At 60.8% G+C, this 16,410-nt stretch carries 19 protein-coding genes; 8 read left to right on the top strand and 11 right to left on the bottom strand.

What is annotated here, in order from left to right:
- Positions 1-18 precede the first annotated feature (18 nt).
- Genes Q0Y09_RS12480 through hprK form a run of 3 tightly spaced genes read right to left on the bottom strand, consistent with a single transcriptional unit; the run spans position 19 to position 2,882 of the window.
- Entirely contained in the window at positions 19-966 is a 948-nt protein-coding gene (locus tag Q0Y09_RS12480; protein WP_297722286.1) for a nucleoside hydrolase, read from the bottom strand.
- A 5-nt stretch (positions 967-971) separates the two neighbouring features.
- On the bottom strand, positions 972-1,907 hold the full coding sequence (locus Q0Y09_RS12475) for a nucleoside hydrolase (RefSeq protein WP_297722283.1): 936 nt from the start codon (positions 1,905-1,907) through the stop codon (positions 972-974).
- A 27-nt stretch (positions 1,908-1,934) separates the two neighbouring features.
- A complete protein-coding gene (gene hprK, locus Q0Y09_RS12470) occupies positions 1,935-2,882 on the bottom strand; it encodes an HPr(Ser) kinase/phosphatase (RefSeq protein WP_297722280.1) in 948 nt (315 codons plus the stop codon).
- Positions 2,883-3,105: 223 nt separating this feature from the next.
- Here hprK and rpmB point away from each other — a divergent pair, with 223 nt between their 5' ends.
- Complete coding sequence (gene rpmB, locus Q0Y09_RS12465) at positions 3,106-3,294, top strand: 50S ribosomal protein L28 (RefSeq protein ID WP_130849264.1); 189 nt, start codon at positions 3,106-3,108, stop codon at positions 3,292-3,294.
- Positions 3,295-3,340: 46 nt separating this feature from the next.
- On the opposite strand, the gene Q0Y09_RS12460 is transcribed toward rpmB, so the two are convergent.
- From Q0Y09_RS12460 to Q0Y09_RS12430, 7 genes are all read right to left on the bottom strand, one after another.
- The gene (locus tag Q0Y09_RS12460) at positions 3,341-4,009 is read right to left on the bottom strand and encodes a hypothetical protein (protein WP_297722275.1); all 669 of its coding nucleotides are present in this window, start codon (positions 4,007-4,009) and stop codon (positions 3,341-3,343) included.
- 151 nt (positions 4,010-4,160) lie between these two features.
- Positions 4,161-5,162: an NAD(P)H-dependent glycerol-3-phosphate dehydrogenase gene (locus tag Q0Y09_RS12455; protein WP_297722272.1), complete on the bottom strand. Its 1,002-nt coding sequence runs from the start codon at positions 5,160-5,162 to the stop codon at positions 4,161-4,163.
- Positions 5,159-5,905 (bottom strand): glycerol-3-phosphate acyltransferase, encoded by a 747-nt coding sequence (locus Q0Y09_RS12450; protein WP_297722269.1) that lies wholly within the window; start codon positions 5,903-5,905, stop codon positions 5,159-5,161. Before Q0Y09_RS12450 ends, Q0Y09_RS12455 begins: the two co-directional genes overlap by 4 nt.
- Before the next feature lie 3 nt (positions 5,906-5,908).
- The gene (gene der / locus Q0Y09_RS12445) at positions 5,909-7,234 is read right to left on the bottom strand and encodes a ribosome biogenesis GTPase Der (protein WP_297722266.1); all 1,326 of its coding nucleotides are present in this window, start codon (positions 7,232-7,234) and stop codon (positions 5,909-5,911) included.
- A 28-nt stretch (positions 7,235-7,262) separates the two neighbouring features.
- Positions 7,263-8,630, bottom strand: a complete 1,368-nt coding sequence (locus Q0Y09_RS12440) for a DUF512 domain-containing protein (RefSeq protein WP_297722263.1) — start codon at positions 8,628-8,630, stop codon at positions 7,263-7,265.
- A 344-nt stretch (positions 8,631-8,974) separates the two neighbouring features.
- Positions 8,975-9,175, bottom strand: coding sequence for a 50S ribosomal protein L32 (rpmF, locus tag Q0Y09_RS12435; protein ID WP_297722260.1), 201 nt, complete (start codon positions 9,173-9,175; stop codon positions 8,975-8,977).
- Between the two features lie 40 nt (positions 9,176-9,215).
- Complete coding sequence (locus Q0Y09_RS12430; protein ID WP_297722257.1) at positions 9,216-9,725, bottom strand: DUF177 domain-containing protein; 510 nt, start codon at positions 9,723-9,725, stop codon at positions 9,216-9,218.
- Positions 9,726-9,850: 125 nt separating this feature from the next.
- Between Q0Y09_RS12430 and Q0Y09_RS12425 the strand changes: the two genes are divergently transcribed.
- The 7 genes from Q0Y09_RS12425 (at position 9,851) to Q0Y09_RS12395 (ending at position 16,050) form a co-directional block, all read left to right on the top strand.
- Positions 9,851-10,831 (top strand): RluA family pseudouridine synthase, encoded by a 981-nt coding sequence (locus Q0Y09_RS12425; RefSeq protein ID WP_297722254.1) that lies wholly within the window; start codon positions 9,851-9,853, stop codon positions 10,829-10,831.
- A 100-nt stretch (positions 10,832-10,931) separates the two neighbouring features.
- The gene (locus Q0Y09_RS12420; RefSeq protein ID WP_297722251.1) at positions 10,932-12,137 is read left to right on the top strand and encodes an ABC transporter ATP-binding protein; all 1,206 of its coding nucleotides are present in this window, start codon (positions 10,932-10,934) and stop codon (positions 12,135-12,137) included.
- A complete protein-coding gene (locus tag Q0Y09_RS12415; RefSeq protein ID WP_297722249.1) occupies positions 12,124-12,981 on the top strand; it encodes an ABC transporter permease in 858 nt (285 codons plus the stop codon). The genes Q0Y09_RS12420 and Q0Y09_RS12415 overlap by 14 nt, the downstream gene beginning before the upstream one ends.
- Positions 12,978-13,865 (top strand): ABC transporter permease, encoded by an 888-nt coding sequence (locus Q0Y09_RS12410; RefSeq protein ID WP_297722245.1) that lies wholly within the window; start codon positions 12,978-12,980, stop codon positions 13,863-13,865. Before Q0Y09_RS12415 ends, Q0Y09_RS12410 begins: the two co-directional genes overlap by 4 nt.
- A 55-nt stretch (positions 13,866-13,920) precedes the next feature.
- The gene (locus tag Q0Y09_RS12405) at positions 13,921-15,054 is read left to right on the top strand and encodes an ABC transporter substrate-binding protein (protein ID WP_297722242.1); all 1,134 of its coding nucleotides are present in this window, start codon (positions 13,921-13,923) and stop codon (positions 15,052-15,054) included.
- Positions 15,055-15,170: 116 nt separating this feature from the next.
- The gene (locus tag Q0Y09_RS12400) at positions 15,171-15,566 is read left to right on the top strand and encodes a thioesterase family protein (RefSeq protein WP_297722239.1); all 396 of its coding nucleotides are present in this window, start codon (positions 15,171-15,173) and stop codon (positions 15,564-15,566) included.
- A 1-nt stretch (position 15,567) separates the two neighbouring features.
- Positions 15,568-16,050 (top strand): YbaK/EbsC family protein, encoded by a 483-nt coding sequence (locus tag Q0Y09_RS12395; protein ID WP_297722236.1) that lies wholly within the window; start codon positions 15,568-15,570, stop codon positions 16,048-16,050.
- Between the two features lie 99 nt (positions 16,051-16,149).
- On the opposite strand, the gene Q0Y09_RS12390 is transcribed toward Q0Y09_RS12395, so the two are convergent.
- Positions 16,150-16,410, bottom strand: a 261-nt coding sequence (locus tag Q0Y09_RS12390) for an IS3 family transposase (RefSeq protein ID WP_297722233.1), incomplete at its 5' end; no start/stop codon positions are given.

The raw sequence follows: 16,410 nt of genomic DNA, 5'->3' as shown, positions 1-16,410 counted from the left end.
CCCTGTTTTTTCCGGCCCTCACGGCGCGCCGAGGGCCGCCAGACGGGCCGTCAGATGCTCCACGAACCGGGCCCGGTCCACCCCGGTGACCAGCTCCACATTGGGGCCACCCGGGAATTTCGCGTCGCTGTAAGCGTCGGTCACGGTCTTCCCACGGCTGTACCTCCCCTGGCACTCCACCCCCACCCAGCAGCGGACGCCGGTGAAGAGCTCCGGCTCCAGGGCATACATCATGGCGCAGGGGTCGTGCATGGGCGCGCCGGGCACCAGGAACCTCTGGTGCCACTCCACCCCAAAGCCCATGGTCCGGGCCGCAAAGACGGCCTGGGGCGTCCCAATGGCCGCCAGGCGGTCAATCTCCTCCTGGGTAAAATAGGCCCTGTGGGTCACATCCAGCCCGCACATGGCGATGGGGATGCCGGAGCGGAAGACCAGCTCGGCTGCCTCGGGGTCGGCGTAGATGTTATACTCCGCCGCCGGGGTGGTATTGCCGAAATCGGTGGCGCCCCCCATGAGGACGATCCTCTTGATGTGCTCCGGCAGGGCCGGGTACTTGGTCAGGGCGATGCCCAGGTTGGTGAGGGGGCCGGTGGCCACGATCTCCAGCGCGCCGCCATAGGCTGCGGCCTTTTCCCAGATCACGTCCCAGGCCGCCCCCTCCGACAGAGGAAAGGTGGGCTCCGGCGTGGGGATCCCCAGCAGGCCGTCCACACCGTGGACCTCGTCTGCCGTCACCTGCTCCCCGAACATGGGGCCGGCTGCGCCGGCGTAGACCGGGACCTCCACGCCGGCTAGGGTGAGGACCCGCCGCGCATTGCGGCTGGTCTTGTCCAGGCCCACATTGCCGGCCACCGCTGTCACCGCCACCAGCTCCAGCTCCGGGGCGGCGGCGGCCAGCAGCAGGGCCACAGCATCGTCGATACCGGGGTCGCAGTCCACGATCACCGGTCTTCTTTTTTCCTTCATTGTCCTCATCCTCCGTAGGCGGCAGCGGCCCGGGTCAGCAGCGCCACAAAGTCCGCCCGGTCCAGGTCCAGAATGACCCGGGCGTTGGGCGCACGGCCCGAGAGCTGATACCGGTCTCCGATGGTGGCTCCCCGGCAGTAGACGCCCTCCGTCTCCACCGCCACATACATCTCCTCCATCTGAAAGAGCTCCGGGGCGATGAGGGCGGCCACCGCCACCGCGTCATGAACAGGGGCCCCGGCATAGCCCAGCTTCTGATGGAAGCCGTAAAAGAACTCCAGCCAGTCGGCCACCACCCGGGCCACAGGGTTGCCCAGGGCCCGGATGGTCTCAAAGTCCTCCGGGAAGACCAGGGCCTTTTCGGTCACATCCAGGCCGGCCATGGTGATGGGCACGCCGGAGCGGAAGACCAGGTCGGCGGCCTCCGGGTCCACCAGAATGTTGAACTCCGCCGCCGGGCTCCAGTTCCCGTGGGTGACGCCGCCCCCCATCATAGAAATGCCGGCGATCTTCCCTTTCAGGTCGGGCCGGGTAAGGAGCAGACTGGCCACATTGGTGAGGGGGCCGGTGGGCACGATGGTCACCGGCTCCGGGCTCTCCTCCAGCACCCACGCCATGAGGGCGCAGGCGGGCCCTTCCACCGGAAAGACCGCCGGCTCCGGCAGGATGGGCCCGTCCAGGCCGGATTCGCCGTGGACGCTGGGGGCGGGCATGGCTGCCCCCGCCAGCGGGCCGGGGCGGCCCTTGGCCAGCGGCGCGTCGATCCCCAGCAGGGTCATGACCCGCTGGGCGTTGTAAGTGGTCTTTTCAATGGTCTGATTGCCGCAGACCGAGGTGACGCCCCGGATCTCCAGCAGCGGCGAGGACTGGGCCAGCATCCAGGCCATAGCGTCGTCATGACCCGGATCGCCGTCCAGCAAAATGGGAATCGGATTGGGCACGGTGGGACCTCCTTTTCTCTTTTCGGCTCACAGCTGGCCGCTCAGGGCCTGGTCAAAATGCTCGTTGATCTGCTGGGTAAACGCCTGGGCGGCATTATACCCCATCTTCTTGTGGCGGTTGTTCATGGCCGCCACCTCCACAATGATGGCCAGGTTCCGCCCCGGCTTTACCGGGACGGTCAGAGCCGGGACCTTCACGTCCAGGATCACGGTATAGAGCTCCTCCAAACCCAGGCGGTCGTACATGGTCCCGTCGTTCCACTGCTCCAGGTTGACCACCAGGTCGATGTCCTGGTCCTCGCGGACGGCCGACATGCCGAAGAGCTGCTGCACGTCCACCACACCGATGCCCCGCAGCTCGATATAATGGCGGATGAGCTCCGGGGCGGAGCCCACCAGGCGCTTCACGCCCATCCGCTTGATCTCCACGGCATCGTCGGCCACGAGGCGGTGGCCCCGCTTCACCAGTTCGATGGCCGTCTCACTCTTGCCCACGCCGGACTCGCCCAGCAGGAGCACACCCTCGCCGTAGACCTCCACCAGCACGCCGTGCCGGGTGATTCGGGGGGCCAGATAATTGCGCAGGGCCGCAAAGAGCGCGCCCATAAAGGCCGTAGTGGTCTCCTGGGTGCGCAGGATGGTGCGGTCATACTTCTCCGCCATCTCCATGAGCTCCGGGAAGGGCTCCATGCCCCGGGTAATCACCAGGGCCGGGATGTCATGGGCCAGGAAGGCGTCAAAGCATTTGCGCCGCTCCTCGGGGCTGATCTGCTCCAGGTAGGTGCTCTCCACCCGGCCCAGCAGCTGCATCCGCTTGGCGTCAAAATAGTCGAAAAAGCCCACCAGCTGCAGGCCGGGACGGTTCACGTCCTCCCGCTGGATGAGCACGTCCTGGTAGTTTTCCACCCCACGGAGGACCTCTAAATCAAATTCCTCAATGATCTTGCCCAGCTTGACGGAATAACGGTTCTCCACTGCCACCACTCCTATTCACTGCCGTTTGCGCCCCTTTCGGGCGTTCTTTCCATTTTCTTAGTATAACCGACTTCCCCCCGTTTCGCAACGGCTATTCCGCCCCCTGCAAAAAATGCGGAGAAAATCGAAATTAGCCCTTGCATTTTTCCGAAATATCTGCTATCATATCATTCGATGCTTTGTTATGAGCGAAACTTTGACCAGCGAGGAGGTTGAAGGAATCATGGCCAAATGCGAGTTTTGCGATAAGGGCGTTGTGTTCGGCATCCAGGTGTCCCACTCTCACCGCCGTTCCAATCGTCCTTGGAAGCCCAATGTGAAGCGCGTCAAGGCGATCGTCAACGGCAGCCCGAAGCACGTGTACGTTTGCACCCGTTGCCTCCGTTCGGGTAAGGTCACCCGCGCTGTGTGACTATTGGATAAAAAATTCCGCACGACATCAGTCGCGCGGAATTTTTTTATTCCATCAGCCCGAAATGTCTTGCGAGCACATTGCAGACCTCTTCCCTGGTGTCTCTTCCGTCCTCCTCCCGGACGACGGTGAAAAAGCCGCTTCCCGCATATTCGTCATAATGCTTTTGGCTATTGATGCGCGCAAGGCCGCGTCTGTAATTCTCCATCACGGCCTGACTGTTTTCGCAGCCTTCGATCACGCGGAGCAGAAACTGCTTTTCAGGGTCGCTGCGGTCAAAGAATCGCTCCACGCTCAGGGACTGGGGCGAGAGCATGACCGCAACGTGGTCATAGTCGGAGATCTCTTTCAGCAGATCAATGGGGATGCTGGTGTCCGCGATCACCTTCCTGTCCTTTGCAAGCGAAATAAGCTCGGCCACTTCAAAGCCGGCTCCCTCCCTTCCCGACTGGTAGATCCACCGCTCGTACTCCTCGGGAGGGCGCGTCACAAATTCCTTCCAATCCGTCAGGCCCCTTCTGTAACAGAGATCGGGCTGCAGCTCAGGCGTCGCCACCATGTCCGACACCGCGATGTGATAGTTTTCTCCGCAGAAAACCATACCATAGCGTTCTGCAAGCATTTTTACCATCGTGGACTTTCCCGCATAAGCGGTTCCTGTAATAAAATAAACGTTCCGCAGATAGTATTTCAGAATGTTATTTTCAATGTTCAAGCCAGTTCACCCCCACAGGAATGCAGAATATCTTTGTGACAGTATCAAAACCGCCCGGACATTTTTCGTCCGGGCGGTTTTGCGTCAAGCACAGCGCCGCTTTGCGCAGGTTCCCGCTGCTTTTATGTGCCGCTCTGCGACTGCCCTGCGGTCATACCCAGCTGTCCTCGATCTCGTGCTTCTTGGCCCGGGTCATGAGCTCCACCAGCACGTTGCGGGGGTCCTTCCCCTCGTAGAGGACGGAGTAGGCCGCCTCCGTGATGGGCATCTCCACGCCCAGCTTCTCCGCCAGCTCCTTGCCGGTAGCGGTGGCGTAATAGCCCTCCACCACGGCGCCGATCTGCTTCAGGGCCTCCTCCACCGGCACGCCCTGGCCGATGAGGATGCCGCAGCGCCGGTTCCGGGAGTGCATGGAGGTACAGGTGACGATGAGGTCGCCCACGCCGGCAAGGCCGGCAAAGGTCTCTTTTTTGCCCCCCATGGCCATACCCAGCCGGGCGATCTCAGTGAGGCCCCGGGTCATGAGGGCGGCCTTGGTGTTGTCGCCGAAGCCCATGCCGTCGCAACAACCGGCGCACAGGGCGATGATGTTCTTCAGGGCGGCTCCCAGCTCCACCCCCACGATGTCGGGGGAGGTATAGACCCGGAAGCGGCTGTTCATGAAGCAGTCCTGGACCAGCTCGGCGGCCTTCTGGTCCTTGGAGGCGGAGACCACCGCCGTGGGCACCTTCCGGCCCACCTCCTCGGCGTGGGAGGGGCCGCACAGGGCCACCACCGGATGACCGGGCCCCAGCTCGGCCTCAATGACGTCGGTGAGGGTCATGGAGGTGTCCTTCTCGATGCCCTTGGACACCGACACCACCACCGTACCCGGCTCCAGCAGCCCCTTGAGACTGCGGGCGGTGGTGCGCACCGCGAAAGAGGGGGTGGCCAGCACCACCATGGGGCAGCCCTTCACGCAGGCGAGGTCGCTGGTGAGATGGAGCGCCTCCGGCAGGGGGACCCCCTTGAGCATGGGGTTCTCATGCTGCGCCCGGAGGACCCCAGACTCCTCCTCGGTATAGGACCACAGGGTCACGTCGTTGCCGTTTTCCAGCAGCACCAGAGCCAGGGCCGTGCCCCAGCCGCCGCTGCCCAGGACCGCTGTCTTCATTGTGTCCCCTCCTTCTTTTTATGCAGGCTGAACTTGGATTCCGTTCCGCTGAGGATGCGCTTCAGGTTGCCCCGGTGCTTCCACACGATGAGCCCGCCGATGATGATGGAAAGGATCAACAGGAAGAGATCGTGATAGACGAACCAGGTGGCAAAGGGAAAGGACGCCCCCGCCCAGATGGAGCCCAGGGACACCCACTTGGTGAGCGCGGCCAGGATAATAAACCCGCCCCACACCACCAGGGCGATGCGCCAGTCCATCATAATGGCGATGGTACCGCCGGAGAGGATGCCCTTGCCCCCCTTGAAGTGGAACATGCAGGGGAACATGTGGCCCAGCAGACAGAACAGGCCGGCCCAGTACTTTCCGGTAACCTCTAAGCCTTCCCCGCCCAGGACGTGGAAGAGGGCCGTACCAATCAGGATGGCCAGCACCGCCTTGAGCACATCACAGAGGATGACCACGAAGGTCAGGCCGCCGCCAAAAACCCGGTAGAAATTGGTGAGACCCGCGTTGCCGCTGCCGTGCTTGCGCACGTCGTTGCGCAGGATATACTTGGAGACGATGACCGCCCCGTTGAAGCAGCCCAGAAAATAGGCGATGACCGCCGCGGCCAGCATCAGGAGCACGGCGAAGCCCAGTGCGCCTTCATGGTTTATCCAGTATAAGAAGCCGAAAAAGCCCGGCTGAGATGCGCCGGTCACCGTAAAAATCAGGTCATTTTCCGCTTGCGGTAAATACATCCCTTACCCCTCCTTATCGCCCTTCTGCCGGATGGTCAGGCGCACCGGCGTCCCCTCCAGGCCGAAGGTAGCTCTGATCTGGTTTTCGATATACCGCTGATAGGAGAAGTGGAAGAGCTGGGCATCGTTGCAGAAGCAGACGAAGTGGGGGGGCTTCACGCCCACCTGGGTCATATAGAAGATCTTCAGCCGGCGGCCCTTGTCCGTGGGGGGCTGGACACGGGCGGTGGCGTCGGCCAGGAGGGTGTTGAGCATACCGGTGGTGATGCGCATGGCCGCCTGGTCGTTGACATAGTTGATGAGCTCGAAGATGCGGTTCACCCGCTGGCCGGTAAGGGCGGAGATGAAGACGACGGGGGCGTAGGTCATGTAGGAGAGGTCCCGGCGGACGTCCTCCCGCATACGGTCCATGGTCTTGTCGTCCTTCTCGATGGCGTCCCACTTGTTGACCACGATAATGCATGCCTTGCCCGCCTCATGGGCGAGACCGGCCACCTTGGTGTCCTGCTCGGTGACCCCCTCGTTGGCGTCGATGAGGATGAGACAAACGTCGCTGCGCTCGATGGCCATGGTGGCCCGGAGGACAGAGAACTTCTCGATGCGGTCGTCCACCTTGGACTTCTTCCGCATACCGGCGGTATCAATAAAGAGGAACTTGCCCTGCTCATTTTCAAAGTAGCTGTCCACGGCGTCCCGGGTGGTGCCCGCTACGTTGGAGACAATGACCCGCTCCTCCCCCAGGATGCGGTTGATGAGGGAGGACTTGCCCACGTTGGGCTTGCCGATGACGGCCACCTTCACCACGTCGTCAGGGGTGTCGTCTTCCTCCTCCTCGGGGAAGTACTGGAGACAGGCGTCCAGCAGGTCGCCGGTACCGTGACCGTGGACGGCGGAGACGGCGATGGGGTCCCCCAGGCCCAGGTTGTAGAACTCGTAGATATCCGGATTGGTATGTCCCACCTGGTCCATCTTGTTCACCGCCAGCACCACCGGCTTCCGGGACCGCAGGAGCATGTTGGCCACCTCCTGGTCGGAGGCGGTGAGGCCGGTCTTGATGTCGCAGAGGAACACGATGACCGTGGCGTTCTGAATGGCGATCTCCGCCTGCTTGCGCATAAAGGTCAGGATCTCGCTGTCGGTGCCCGGCTCAATGCCGCCGGTGTCCACGATGTCGAAGGTCCGTCCGCACCACTCCGCCTCGGCGTAGAGCCGGTCACGGGTGACGCCGGGGGTGTCCTCCACGATGGACAGACGCTTGCCCACCAGCTTGTTGAACAGCATGGACTTTCCCACGTTCGGGCGTCCAACGATGGCGACCAAAGGTTTCATTGGCAGCACATCCTTTCTATGATACTCCTTACGGGTTATAATGATAGTACTCTTCCTCCGGCGGGAGGGCGTGGCCAACGTGCTCAACCGGCAGGCCGAAGATGGCGTCCACCAGGTCGAAGCCGCTCTCCTCATCCAGGGGGATGATGGGGACCCCCAGGGCCGTCTGGGCCTCCTCCACCGTCATGTCGTCCAGGAAGACCTGCTCCCCGGAGCGGAGCATATTGGCGGGGATATAGAGCCTCTCCCCCAGCTCCGCCCCTTTGAGCTGCGCCACCAGGTCGGCGCCGGTGATGAGGCCGGACACCGTAATGGTCTCGCCAAAGAAGCGGTTGCGGATGGGATAGACCTTTCCCTTTATTTTATCACACTTTTCCCGGCATCTGTCAACGATTTCCCGGACAAACGGTGCCGCTGACACACCGGTGGCCACCGCGAAGGGGGGCGGCGCTGCCTGGGGGTCCTGGTCCTCCAGGGCCATGGCCGCCTGGCTCTGGAGGAGCCGCAGCATGCCCACGCCGTTCTCCAGCTGGGTCATATCCTCATAATAGGACTTTTCGGGCAGCTCCCGGCCGGCGATGAGGTAGAACTCGTCGGAGCACCAGGCCAGGGCGGTGCCCCGCTCCGCCAGAGAGCCGGCGGCAAAGTCCTCCACCTGATCGATGAGGGCGGCGGCCTGGTCCGGGGTGTAGGGTTCGATATGGCACAGGCCCTCCCGGAACTTCGTCACCCCCACCGGCACCACCGCCACGCTGCTCACCTGGGGATAGAGGGCGCTCAGATCCCGGAGGGTGCGGTCCAGGGCAGGGCCGTCGTTGATGCCGGGGCAGGAGACGATCTGGCAGTTCATGGTGATGCCCGCCGCCGCCAGCCGCTCCATCACGGCCAGGCACTCCCCCGCCCGGGGATTTTTCAGCATGGACTCCCGCAGCGCCGGGTCGGTGGCGTGGACGGAGATGTTCACCGGGCTCACCCGCAGGTCGCAGATCCGCTGGATCTCCCGCTCCGAGAGGTTGGTGAGGGTGATATAGTTGCCCAGCAGAAAGGAGAGCCGGGCGTCGTCATCCTTGAAGTAAAGGGTCTTGCGCATCCCGGGCGGCATCTGGTCCACAAAGCAGAAGATGCATCGGTTGGCGCAGGAACGGGCCCGGTCCATGAGATAGGTCTCAAAATTAAGGCCCAGGTCCTCCCCTTCCGCCTTCCGCAGCTTCACCGTCCGCTGCTTCCCGTCCTCCCCCAGGAGGGTCAGGGTGAGCCGGGCGTCGTAACCGTAAAATTTGTAATCCAGCACATCCACCACCCGGTGGCCGCTGATCTCCAGCAGGGTATCGCCGGTGCGGACCCCTGCCCGCTCCGCCGGGCTGCCGGCGTCCACCGAGCGTATCTTTGTACTCACAGGCTCACATCCTCATCTGTATCTGCTTCTTGTCCTATTGTACCCGAATTGCGGGCAAAATGGAAGGGAAAGCGCCCATTTCCCCGATTTCCCTATCGCGCCCGGAAGGACAGATCCTTCGCTGCGCTCAGGATGACGGGAACATACAGGCAAAAAGAAAGAGGGGGCACGAGCCGGACATTTCCTGCGGGAAATGTATCGCGCTGCGCGCCCGGCTCTTCCGGGGGGAACCAGTTCCCCCCGGAGGCCCCCCCTCCGCTCTCCGAGGGGACGGGAGCTTTTTTCTTCCATGCCTCTCAAGGCAAAAAGAAAGAGGGGTTGCCCCCTCATTTCTTTTTGCCTGTTCAGTTGGCCTTGGTCTCGGTGGTCTCCACCTTGCCGAACTCGCGGCCATTGTAAGTCATGCAGGACTTGCACAGCCGGTGGGGCAGACGGTAAGCGCCGCACTTGGGGCACTTGTTGAGGCCGGGGGTCTCCAGCTTCCACACGGAACTGCGGCGCTTGTTCCGGCGCTGCTTGGATACTTTAGACTTAGGGACTGCCAATTGTGACACCTCCTTAATACCCTGCATGGGTACTGCTAGTTTACTCGCTCTCTTTGTCCTCCAAAAGCTTGGCAAGTACTGCCAGCCGGGGGTCTACCTCGGGTCTGCACCGGCAGGCTTCCGTGTTGAGATCAACACCGCAGCCGGGACAGATGCCCTTGCAGTCCTCTGAGCAGAGGTTCTTGCTCTCCATCGCGAGGACGAACGCCGTGGTCGCCACGTCGTCCAGGTCCACCTCGTCCCCATCCAGCAACACGATCTCGTCTTCGCTGCGCTCGTCGGCCAGTTCCTGGGCCAACAGCGTGTCCAGACGGACCGTCTTCTCCCGGGCGTAGGGTTTTGCGCACCGGTCGCAGACCAGATGGAGCGTGGTGGCGGCCGTCCCCTCCAGCACCAGCGCGCCCGCCATATTACGGACCGTACCGGTCACCTGGACCGGCTGATCGATGGGATGGGCTCCGCCGAATTCCAGGTCGGAAAGATCCAACACATAGGAAAAGGGGCAGACGCCTCCGGGCACATGGATGATGTTTTTCAGGTCAAGTCGCATGGCACACCTCGCATAATGGTACGACAAATATTATAGTCAAGAGTTTTGTCAATGTCAAATACTTTCTTCACTTTTTTTCTAAAATATGATACAGTGTATGCAACTACCACAACCGGGAGGTCCCAATGAGAGAGTTTACCGTGACAAAAAACGACGCCGGGCAGCGTCTGGACCGCTGGCTGGGCAAGACCCTGCCCCTCCTCCCCGCCCCGCTGGCCCAGAAATACATCCGTCTCAAACGGGTGAAGCTCAACGGCAAGGGCGCCAAGCGGGACGTCCGTCTGGTGGAGGGGGACCTGCTTCAGCTCTACATCAACGACGAGTTTTTCGACGCCCCCGCCCCGGAAAACGCCTTCCTCTCCGTCTTCAAGCCCCAGCTGGATATCGTCTATGAGGATGACCACATCCTCCTTGTGAACAAGCGGCCCGGCCTGCTGGTCCACCCCGACCAGGGGGAATACGTCAACACCCTCATCACCCACATCCAAGCCTATCTCTACCAGAAAAAAGAGTGGGACCCCCGTCAGGAGCACGCCTTCACCCCCGCCCTGTGCAACCGCATTGACCGAAACACCGGCGGCATCGTCATCGCCGCCAAGACGGCTGAGGCCCTGCGCATCATGAATCAGAAGATCAAGGACCGGGAGATCGAAAAGTACTATCTCTGCGCCATTCACGGCCGCATGGACCCGCCCGAGGGCAGGCTGGAGGGCTTTCTCTCCAAGGATGAGTCCAAAAACCAGGTCACCGTCCACAAAACGCCGGTCCCCGGCGGGCGGACCGCCGTCACCCTTTACAAGACCCTGGCGGTGCGCAACGGTCTCTCCCTGGTGGAGTGCGAGCTCATCACTGGCCGCACCCATCAGATCCGCGCCCAGTTTGCCGCCGCCGGTCACCCCCTCCTGGGCGACGGCAAGTATGGCCGCAACCGGGACAACAGGCGTTACGACCGGAAATTCCAGGCCCTCTGGTCCTATAAGCTGGTCTTTTCCTTCACCACCGACGCCGGTGTTCTGGAGCCCCTCAACGGGAAAAGCTGGCAGGTGGAGCAGGTGGATTTTGTGGAGGAATACTTCCCTGCTCAGCCCCGGAAAAAACCCCTCTGAAATTACGGCAAATCCATTGACATTTCAGGGGATACATTATATATTTTATCTTGTGATTTCCTGTCGAGATCCGGCTATCTTTGGGAGAGGAGGGTGATAAATGTCCAAGGAGCTCATCCGTTTGACGGACTGCGTCATGTCTTACGACGATGACATCATACTGGATCATTTGAACCTCTATATCAATGACAAGGAATTCCTCACGCTGCTCGGTCCCAGTGGATGCGGCAAGACGACCACCCTGCGCATCATCGGTGGTTTTCTGACCCCCACCTCTGGAGACGTTTTTTTTGACGGCGTGAGGATTAATGATGTTCCCCCGCATAAGCGGACCGTGAACACCGTATTCCAAAAGTACGCGCTGTTCCCCCATCTGAACGTGTTCGAGAACGTGGCCTTCGGCCTGCGCCTGGGCAGCACCGAGACCAGCCAGGTCAACGGCAAGCCCATCACCCGCAAGGTGAAGATCCCCGAATCGGAGATCCGCCGCCGGGTCATGGAGATGCTGGAGGTGGTCAACCTCAAGGGCTTTGAAAAGCGTTCCATCTCTGCCCTGTCCGGCGGACAGCAGCAGCGGGTCGCCATTGCCCGGGCCCTGGTCAACCAGCCCAAGGTGCTCCTTCTGGACGAGCCCCTGGGCGCTTTGGACATGCGCCTGCGCAAGGACATGCAGAACGAACTCAAACGCATCCAGCAGGAGATGGGCATCACCTTCATCTACGTCACCCACGACCAGGAAGAGGCCTTGGCCATGAGCGACACCGTGGTGGTCATGGACGGAGGCCGCATCCAGCAGATCGGCACCCCCGAGGACATTTACAACGAGCCCAAAAACGCCTTTGTGGCCGATTTCATCGGCGAATCCAACATCATCGACGGCATTATGCGCGCCGACGGCGTGGTGGAGATCTTCAACCGGAAATTCCAATGTCTGGACAAGGGCTTTGACAAGGACGAGCCGGTGGACGTGGTCATCCGGCCCGAGGATGTGGACATCGTGGACGAGGCCAGCGGTCAGCTCAAGGGCACCGTCACCTCCGTCACCTTCAAGGGGGTCCACTATGATACCATCGTGGACTTCTACGGCTTCAAGTGGCTCATCCAGACCACTGACTTCTGCCCCGCGGGCAGCCACATCGGTATCAAGATCGATCCCGACGGCATCCACGTCATGAAGAAGAGCGCCTATTCCGGCATGTTCGGCGACTACTCCTCCTATTCTGAGGAATACGATGAGATCGGCGACGTGGATTACGACCCCGAACAGGAGGAGAGCTTCCGGGAGGACGGCCATGAAGAAGAGTAAGCGGCCTCTCCTGGCCATTCCCTATGTGGTGTGGATGGCCATTTTTGTGGTGGCCCCCATCATCATGGTGGTGATCTACGCCTTCAGCACCGCCGGCGGCGGCTTTACCCTGGAGAATTTTACCCGTATGGGCACCTATACCGTCATTTTTACCCGGTCATTCCGGCTGGCCCTCATCGCCACGGTGGTCTGTCTGCTCATCGGCTACCCCCTCTCCTACATGATGGCCAAGGAGGGCCCCCGGTTCCAGCGGGTGGGCATGATGCTCATCATGCTCCCCATGTGGGTCAACTTCCTGCTGCGGACCTACTCCTGGATGTCCATTCTGGAGAAGAACGGCCTGCTCAACCAGTTTTTCTCCGCCATCGGCCTCTTTGACCTCATCAATGCCGTTTTCGGCACCAATATCCAGTATTTTCACATGATCGGCACCCAGGGCGCCGTGGTGCTGGGCATGGTCTACAACTACCTGCCCTTCATGATCCTGCCCATCTACTCGGTCATCGTCAAGCTGGACAATTCCCTGCTGGAGGCCGCCCGGGACCTGGGCGCCAGCTCCACCGCCGTCTTCCGAAAGGTCATCTTCCCCCTGTCTCTGCCCGGCATCCTGTCCGGCGTGACTATGGTCTTCGTCCCCTCGGTGTCCACCTTTGCCATCTCCCGCCTGTTGGGCGGCGGCACCCAGATGCTGCTGGGCGACCTGATCGAACAGCAGTTCCTGGGCGGAGCCTACAATCCCCACCTGGGCAGCGCCATTGCCCTGGTGATGATGATTATTGTTGTCGTCTGCATGTGGATCATGAACCACTTCGGCGAGGGCGAGGAACAGGCGGTGATGCTATGAATCTCCGGAAGAAAAACGGCCTGCTCAACCGCTGCTTTATGGGGCTGGTCTTTCTGTTTCTCTATGCGCCGATCTTCCTGCTCATCATCTTCTCCTTCAACGCCGGAAACAGCAGCGTGGTGTGGAAGGGCTTTTCCGTCCGCTGGTACGCGGAGCTTTTCCAGAACCGGATCATCATGCAGAGCGTCTATACCACCCTGCTGGTCTCTCTGCTGGCCACCGCCATTGCCACCGTGGCCGGCACCCTCGCCGCTGTCGGCTTTTACGCCATGCGCCGCCGGTGGCGGGACCCCCTGATGACGGTAAACTCCATCCCCATGATGAACGCCGACATCGTCACCGGCGTCAGCCTGTGCCTCCTCTTTGTGGCCATCTTCGGCTTCTGGAACGATTTTGCCGAGCACTACCGGCTCGTCATCAACCTCTTCGGTGAGGTCTACCGCATCACCTTCCCCAAGCTCTCTTTGGGCTTCGGCACCCTGCTCATCGCCCACATCACCTTCAATATCCCCTATATCATCCTGTCGGTGGGGCCAAAGCTGCGGCAGATGGACAAAAACCTGGTGGATGCCGCCCAGGACCTGGGCTGCACCTGGTTCCAGGCCTTCTGGAAGGTTATTCTGCCCGAGATCATGCCCGGTATCGTCTCCGGCGCCCTCATCGCCTTCACCATGAGCGTGGATGACTTCGTCATCTCCTACTTTACCGCCGGCTCCGCCACTTCCACCCTGGCCATGGCCATCTATGGCATGACCAAAAAGCGGGTGAGCCCGGAGATCAACGCCGTGTCCACTCTGCTCTTCGTCACGGTGCTGGCCCTGCTGGCCATCGTCAACATCCGGGAGTCCCGGGCGGAAGCCGCTGCCAGGCGGCAGCACAGCTGAGGTCTTTTGGCCCGGAGGGCCTGAAGATAATTCATCTAACTGGAGGAATGATAAATTGAAGAGAATCGCAGCCTTGGCCCTTGCCAGCTCCCTGGCGACGGGTCTGCTCCTGACCGGTTGCTCCGTGGAACATGTGAGCAGTGAGACCGGCGCGCCGGTCAGCAGCGGCAGCGGCACAGAGCCCGGCAGTGGCCGTGTGGTCAATGTGTGCAGCTGGGGTGAGTACATCGACACAGACCTGATCGATCAGTTTGAGGAAAAGACGGGCATCAAGGTCAACTACCAGACCGCCGAGAGCAACGAGGCCCTCTATTCCCTGCTCAAAAGCGGCGGCGCCACCTTTGACGTCATCGTCCCCTCTGACTATATGATCTCCCAGCTCATTGAGGAAAACATGCTCGCCGAGCTCAACTACGACAACATTCCCAACTTTTCCAAGATCGACGACCGGTTCAAAAACCTGTCCTACGATCCTGAGAACAAATACACCGTCCCCTACACCTGGGGCACCCTGGGCATCATCTACAACACCGCTATGGTGGAAGAGCCCATCACCAGCTGGAGCGCCATGTTTGACGAGCAGTATGCCGGCGACGTCCTCCTCATCAACAACTCCCGGGATGCCCTGGGCATCGCCCTCTACTACCTCGGTTACTCCGTGAACACCACAGACGAGGCCCAGATCCGGGAAGCCTTCCAGCTTATCTCCGACGCCGTCTCTGCCGGCGTCTACCAGGGCAAGGTCATGGACGAGGTCTTCCAGAAGATGGAGCAGGGCAATGCCGCCATCTCCACCTATTACGCCGGCGACTACCTCACCATGCTGGAGAACAACCCCGATCTGGCCTATGTGGTCCCCGAGGAGGGCTCCAACTGGTTTGTGGACGCCATGTGCGTGCTCAAGGACGCCCAGAACAAGGACGAGGCCGAGGAGTGGATCAACTTCATGGCCTCCACCGAGGCCAACCTGGCCAATATGGATTATATCTGGTACGCCTCCCCCAATACCGAGGCTCTGGAGCAGTATCCCGCCTACTATGAGGAGACCTATGGCGAGCCCCTGGACCTGGAGCTCTACGAGATCATGGCCGCGCCCCAGGAGGTGCTGGACCGCTGTGAGTCCTATCTGGTCCTCCCCGAGGCCACCCGCGCACTCTACAACGATCTCTGGATCGAGCTGGGACTTTGAGCCGACCTCTTGCACACGAAGGAGACATCCCCCAGGATGTCTCCTTTTTTACTTGCCAAATTCCATACAATGCGGTACACTGTTTTTATCTTTCCGATACAAAGGAGGAATCTCCCATGTCTATTGAAGTTGGCGCCAAAGGTCGCGCCGAGACCGTCGTCACCGAGCAGAATACCGCCGCCGCCGTGGGCTCCGGCCTGGTCCCCGTCTTCGCCACGCCCTATATGATCGCCCTCATGGAGAACGCCGCTGTCAACGCCCTCTCTCCCTTTATCGAAGAGGGTCAGGGCTCCGTAGGCACCCATTTGGACGTCTCTCACGACGCCGCCACCCCCATCGGCATGAAGGTCTGGGCTGAGGCCGAGGTCACTGCTGTGGATGGCAAGGCCCTCACCTTCGCCGTCACCGCCTACGATGAGACCGGCGTCATCGGCAAGGGCACCCATAACCGCTTTATCATCACCGTGGACCGCTTCCTGGCCAAGGCCGAAAAGAAGAAGGAAGGCTGTTAAAATGGCCATCGAGAAGGTCCGGGCCTTCTTCCGTGCCCGGGGCATGGAGGACCGCATCCGGGAATTCGACGTGTCCAGCGCCACCGTGGAGCTGGCCGCCCAGGCCGTGGGCTGCGAGGGGGCACGCATCGGCAAGACCCTCTCCTTTGTTCACGGGGACGGCGCTCTGCTCATCGTCTGCGCCGGTGACGCCAAGATCGACAACAGCAAATTCAAGGCCCAGTTTCACCACAAGGCCACCATGCTTACCCCCGAACAGGTACTGGCCTTCACCGGAGACGTCATCGGCGGCGTGTGTCCCTTCGCCATTGAGCACCCCGGCGTCACCACCTACCTGGACGTCTCGCTCCGGCGCTTCGACATCGCCTACCCCGCCGCCGGCAGCGCCAACTCCGCCGTGAGTCTCTCCCTCCCTGAGCTGGAGGCTTGCTCCGGCAGCGCCGGCTGGATCGACGTGTGCAAGGGCTGGCAGACTGAGGGCTGAGCACCCTTCTATCAAAACAGAAAGCACCGGATGGTTTTTGAACTGCCCCAGATTTTGCTCACAGCAAAAAAAATTGCCCCTGTTATGAAATATTGAGTTTTAAGTGCAGAGGCGTCGCGCCAGCGGCGCCTCTCCGGTTTTTAACTTGATGCGCTCATGGTTGTAAAAACAGATATAGCGGTCAATCCTTTCTTTTGCTTCGGAGAAGGTTTCCTGCTTGTGCCTGTAAATACACTCTGTTTTGAGCATATAGAAGAAATTATCCCCCATGGCGTTATCATACGGATCTCCCTTTCTTGACATAGAGGGCGTAATGCCATATGCTTGAGTCAGGTTGAAGTATGCTTGAGAGGTGTACTG

It is taken from the genome of Intestinimonas sp. (assembly GCF_026169115.1).
Classification (GTDB): domain Bacteria; phylum Bacillota; class Clostridia; order Oscillospirales; family Oscillospiraceae; genus Intestinimonas.
Note: the sequence above shows the minus strand (reverse complement) of the source record. Positions and strands in the feature narration are given on the sequence as shown.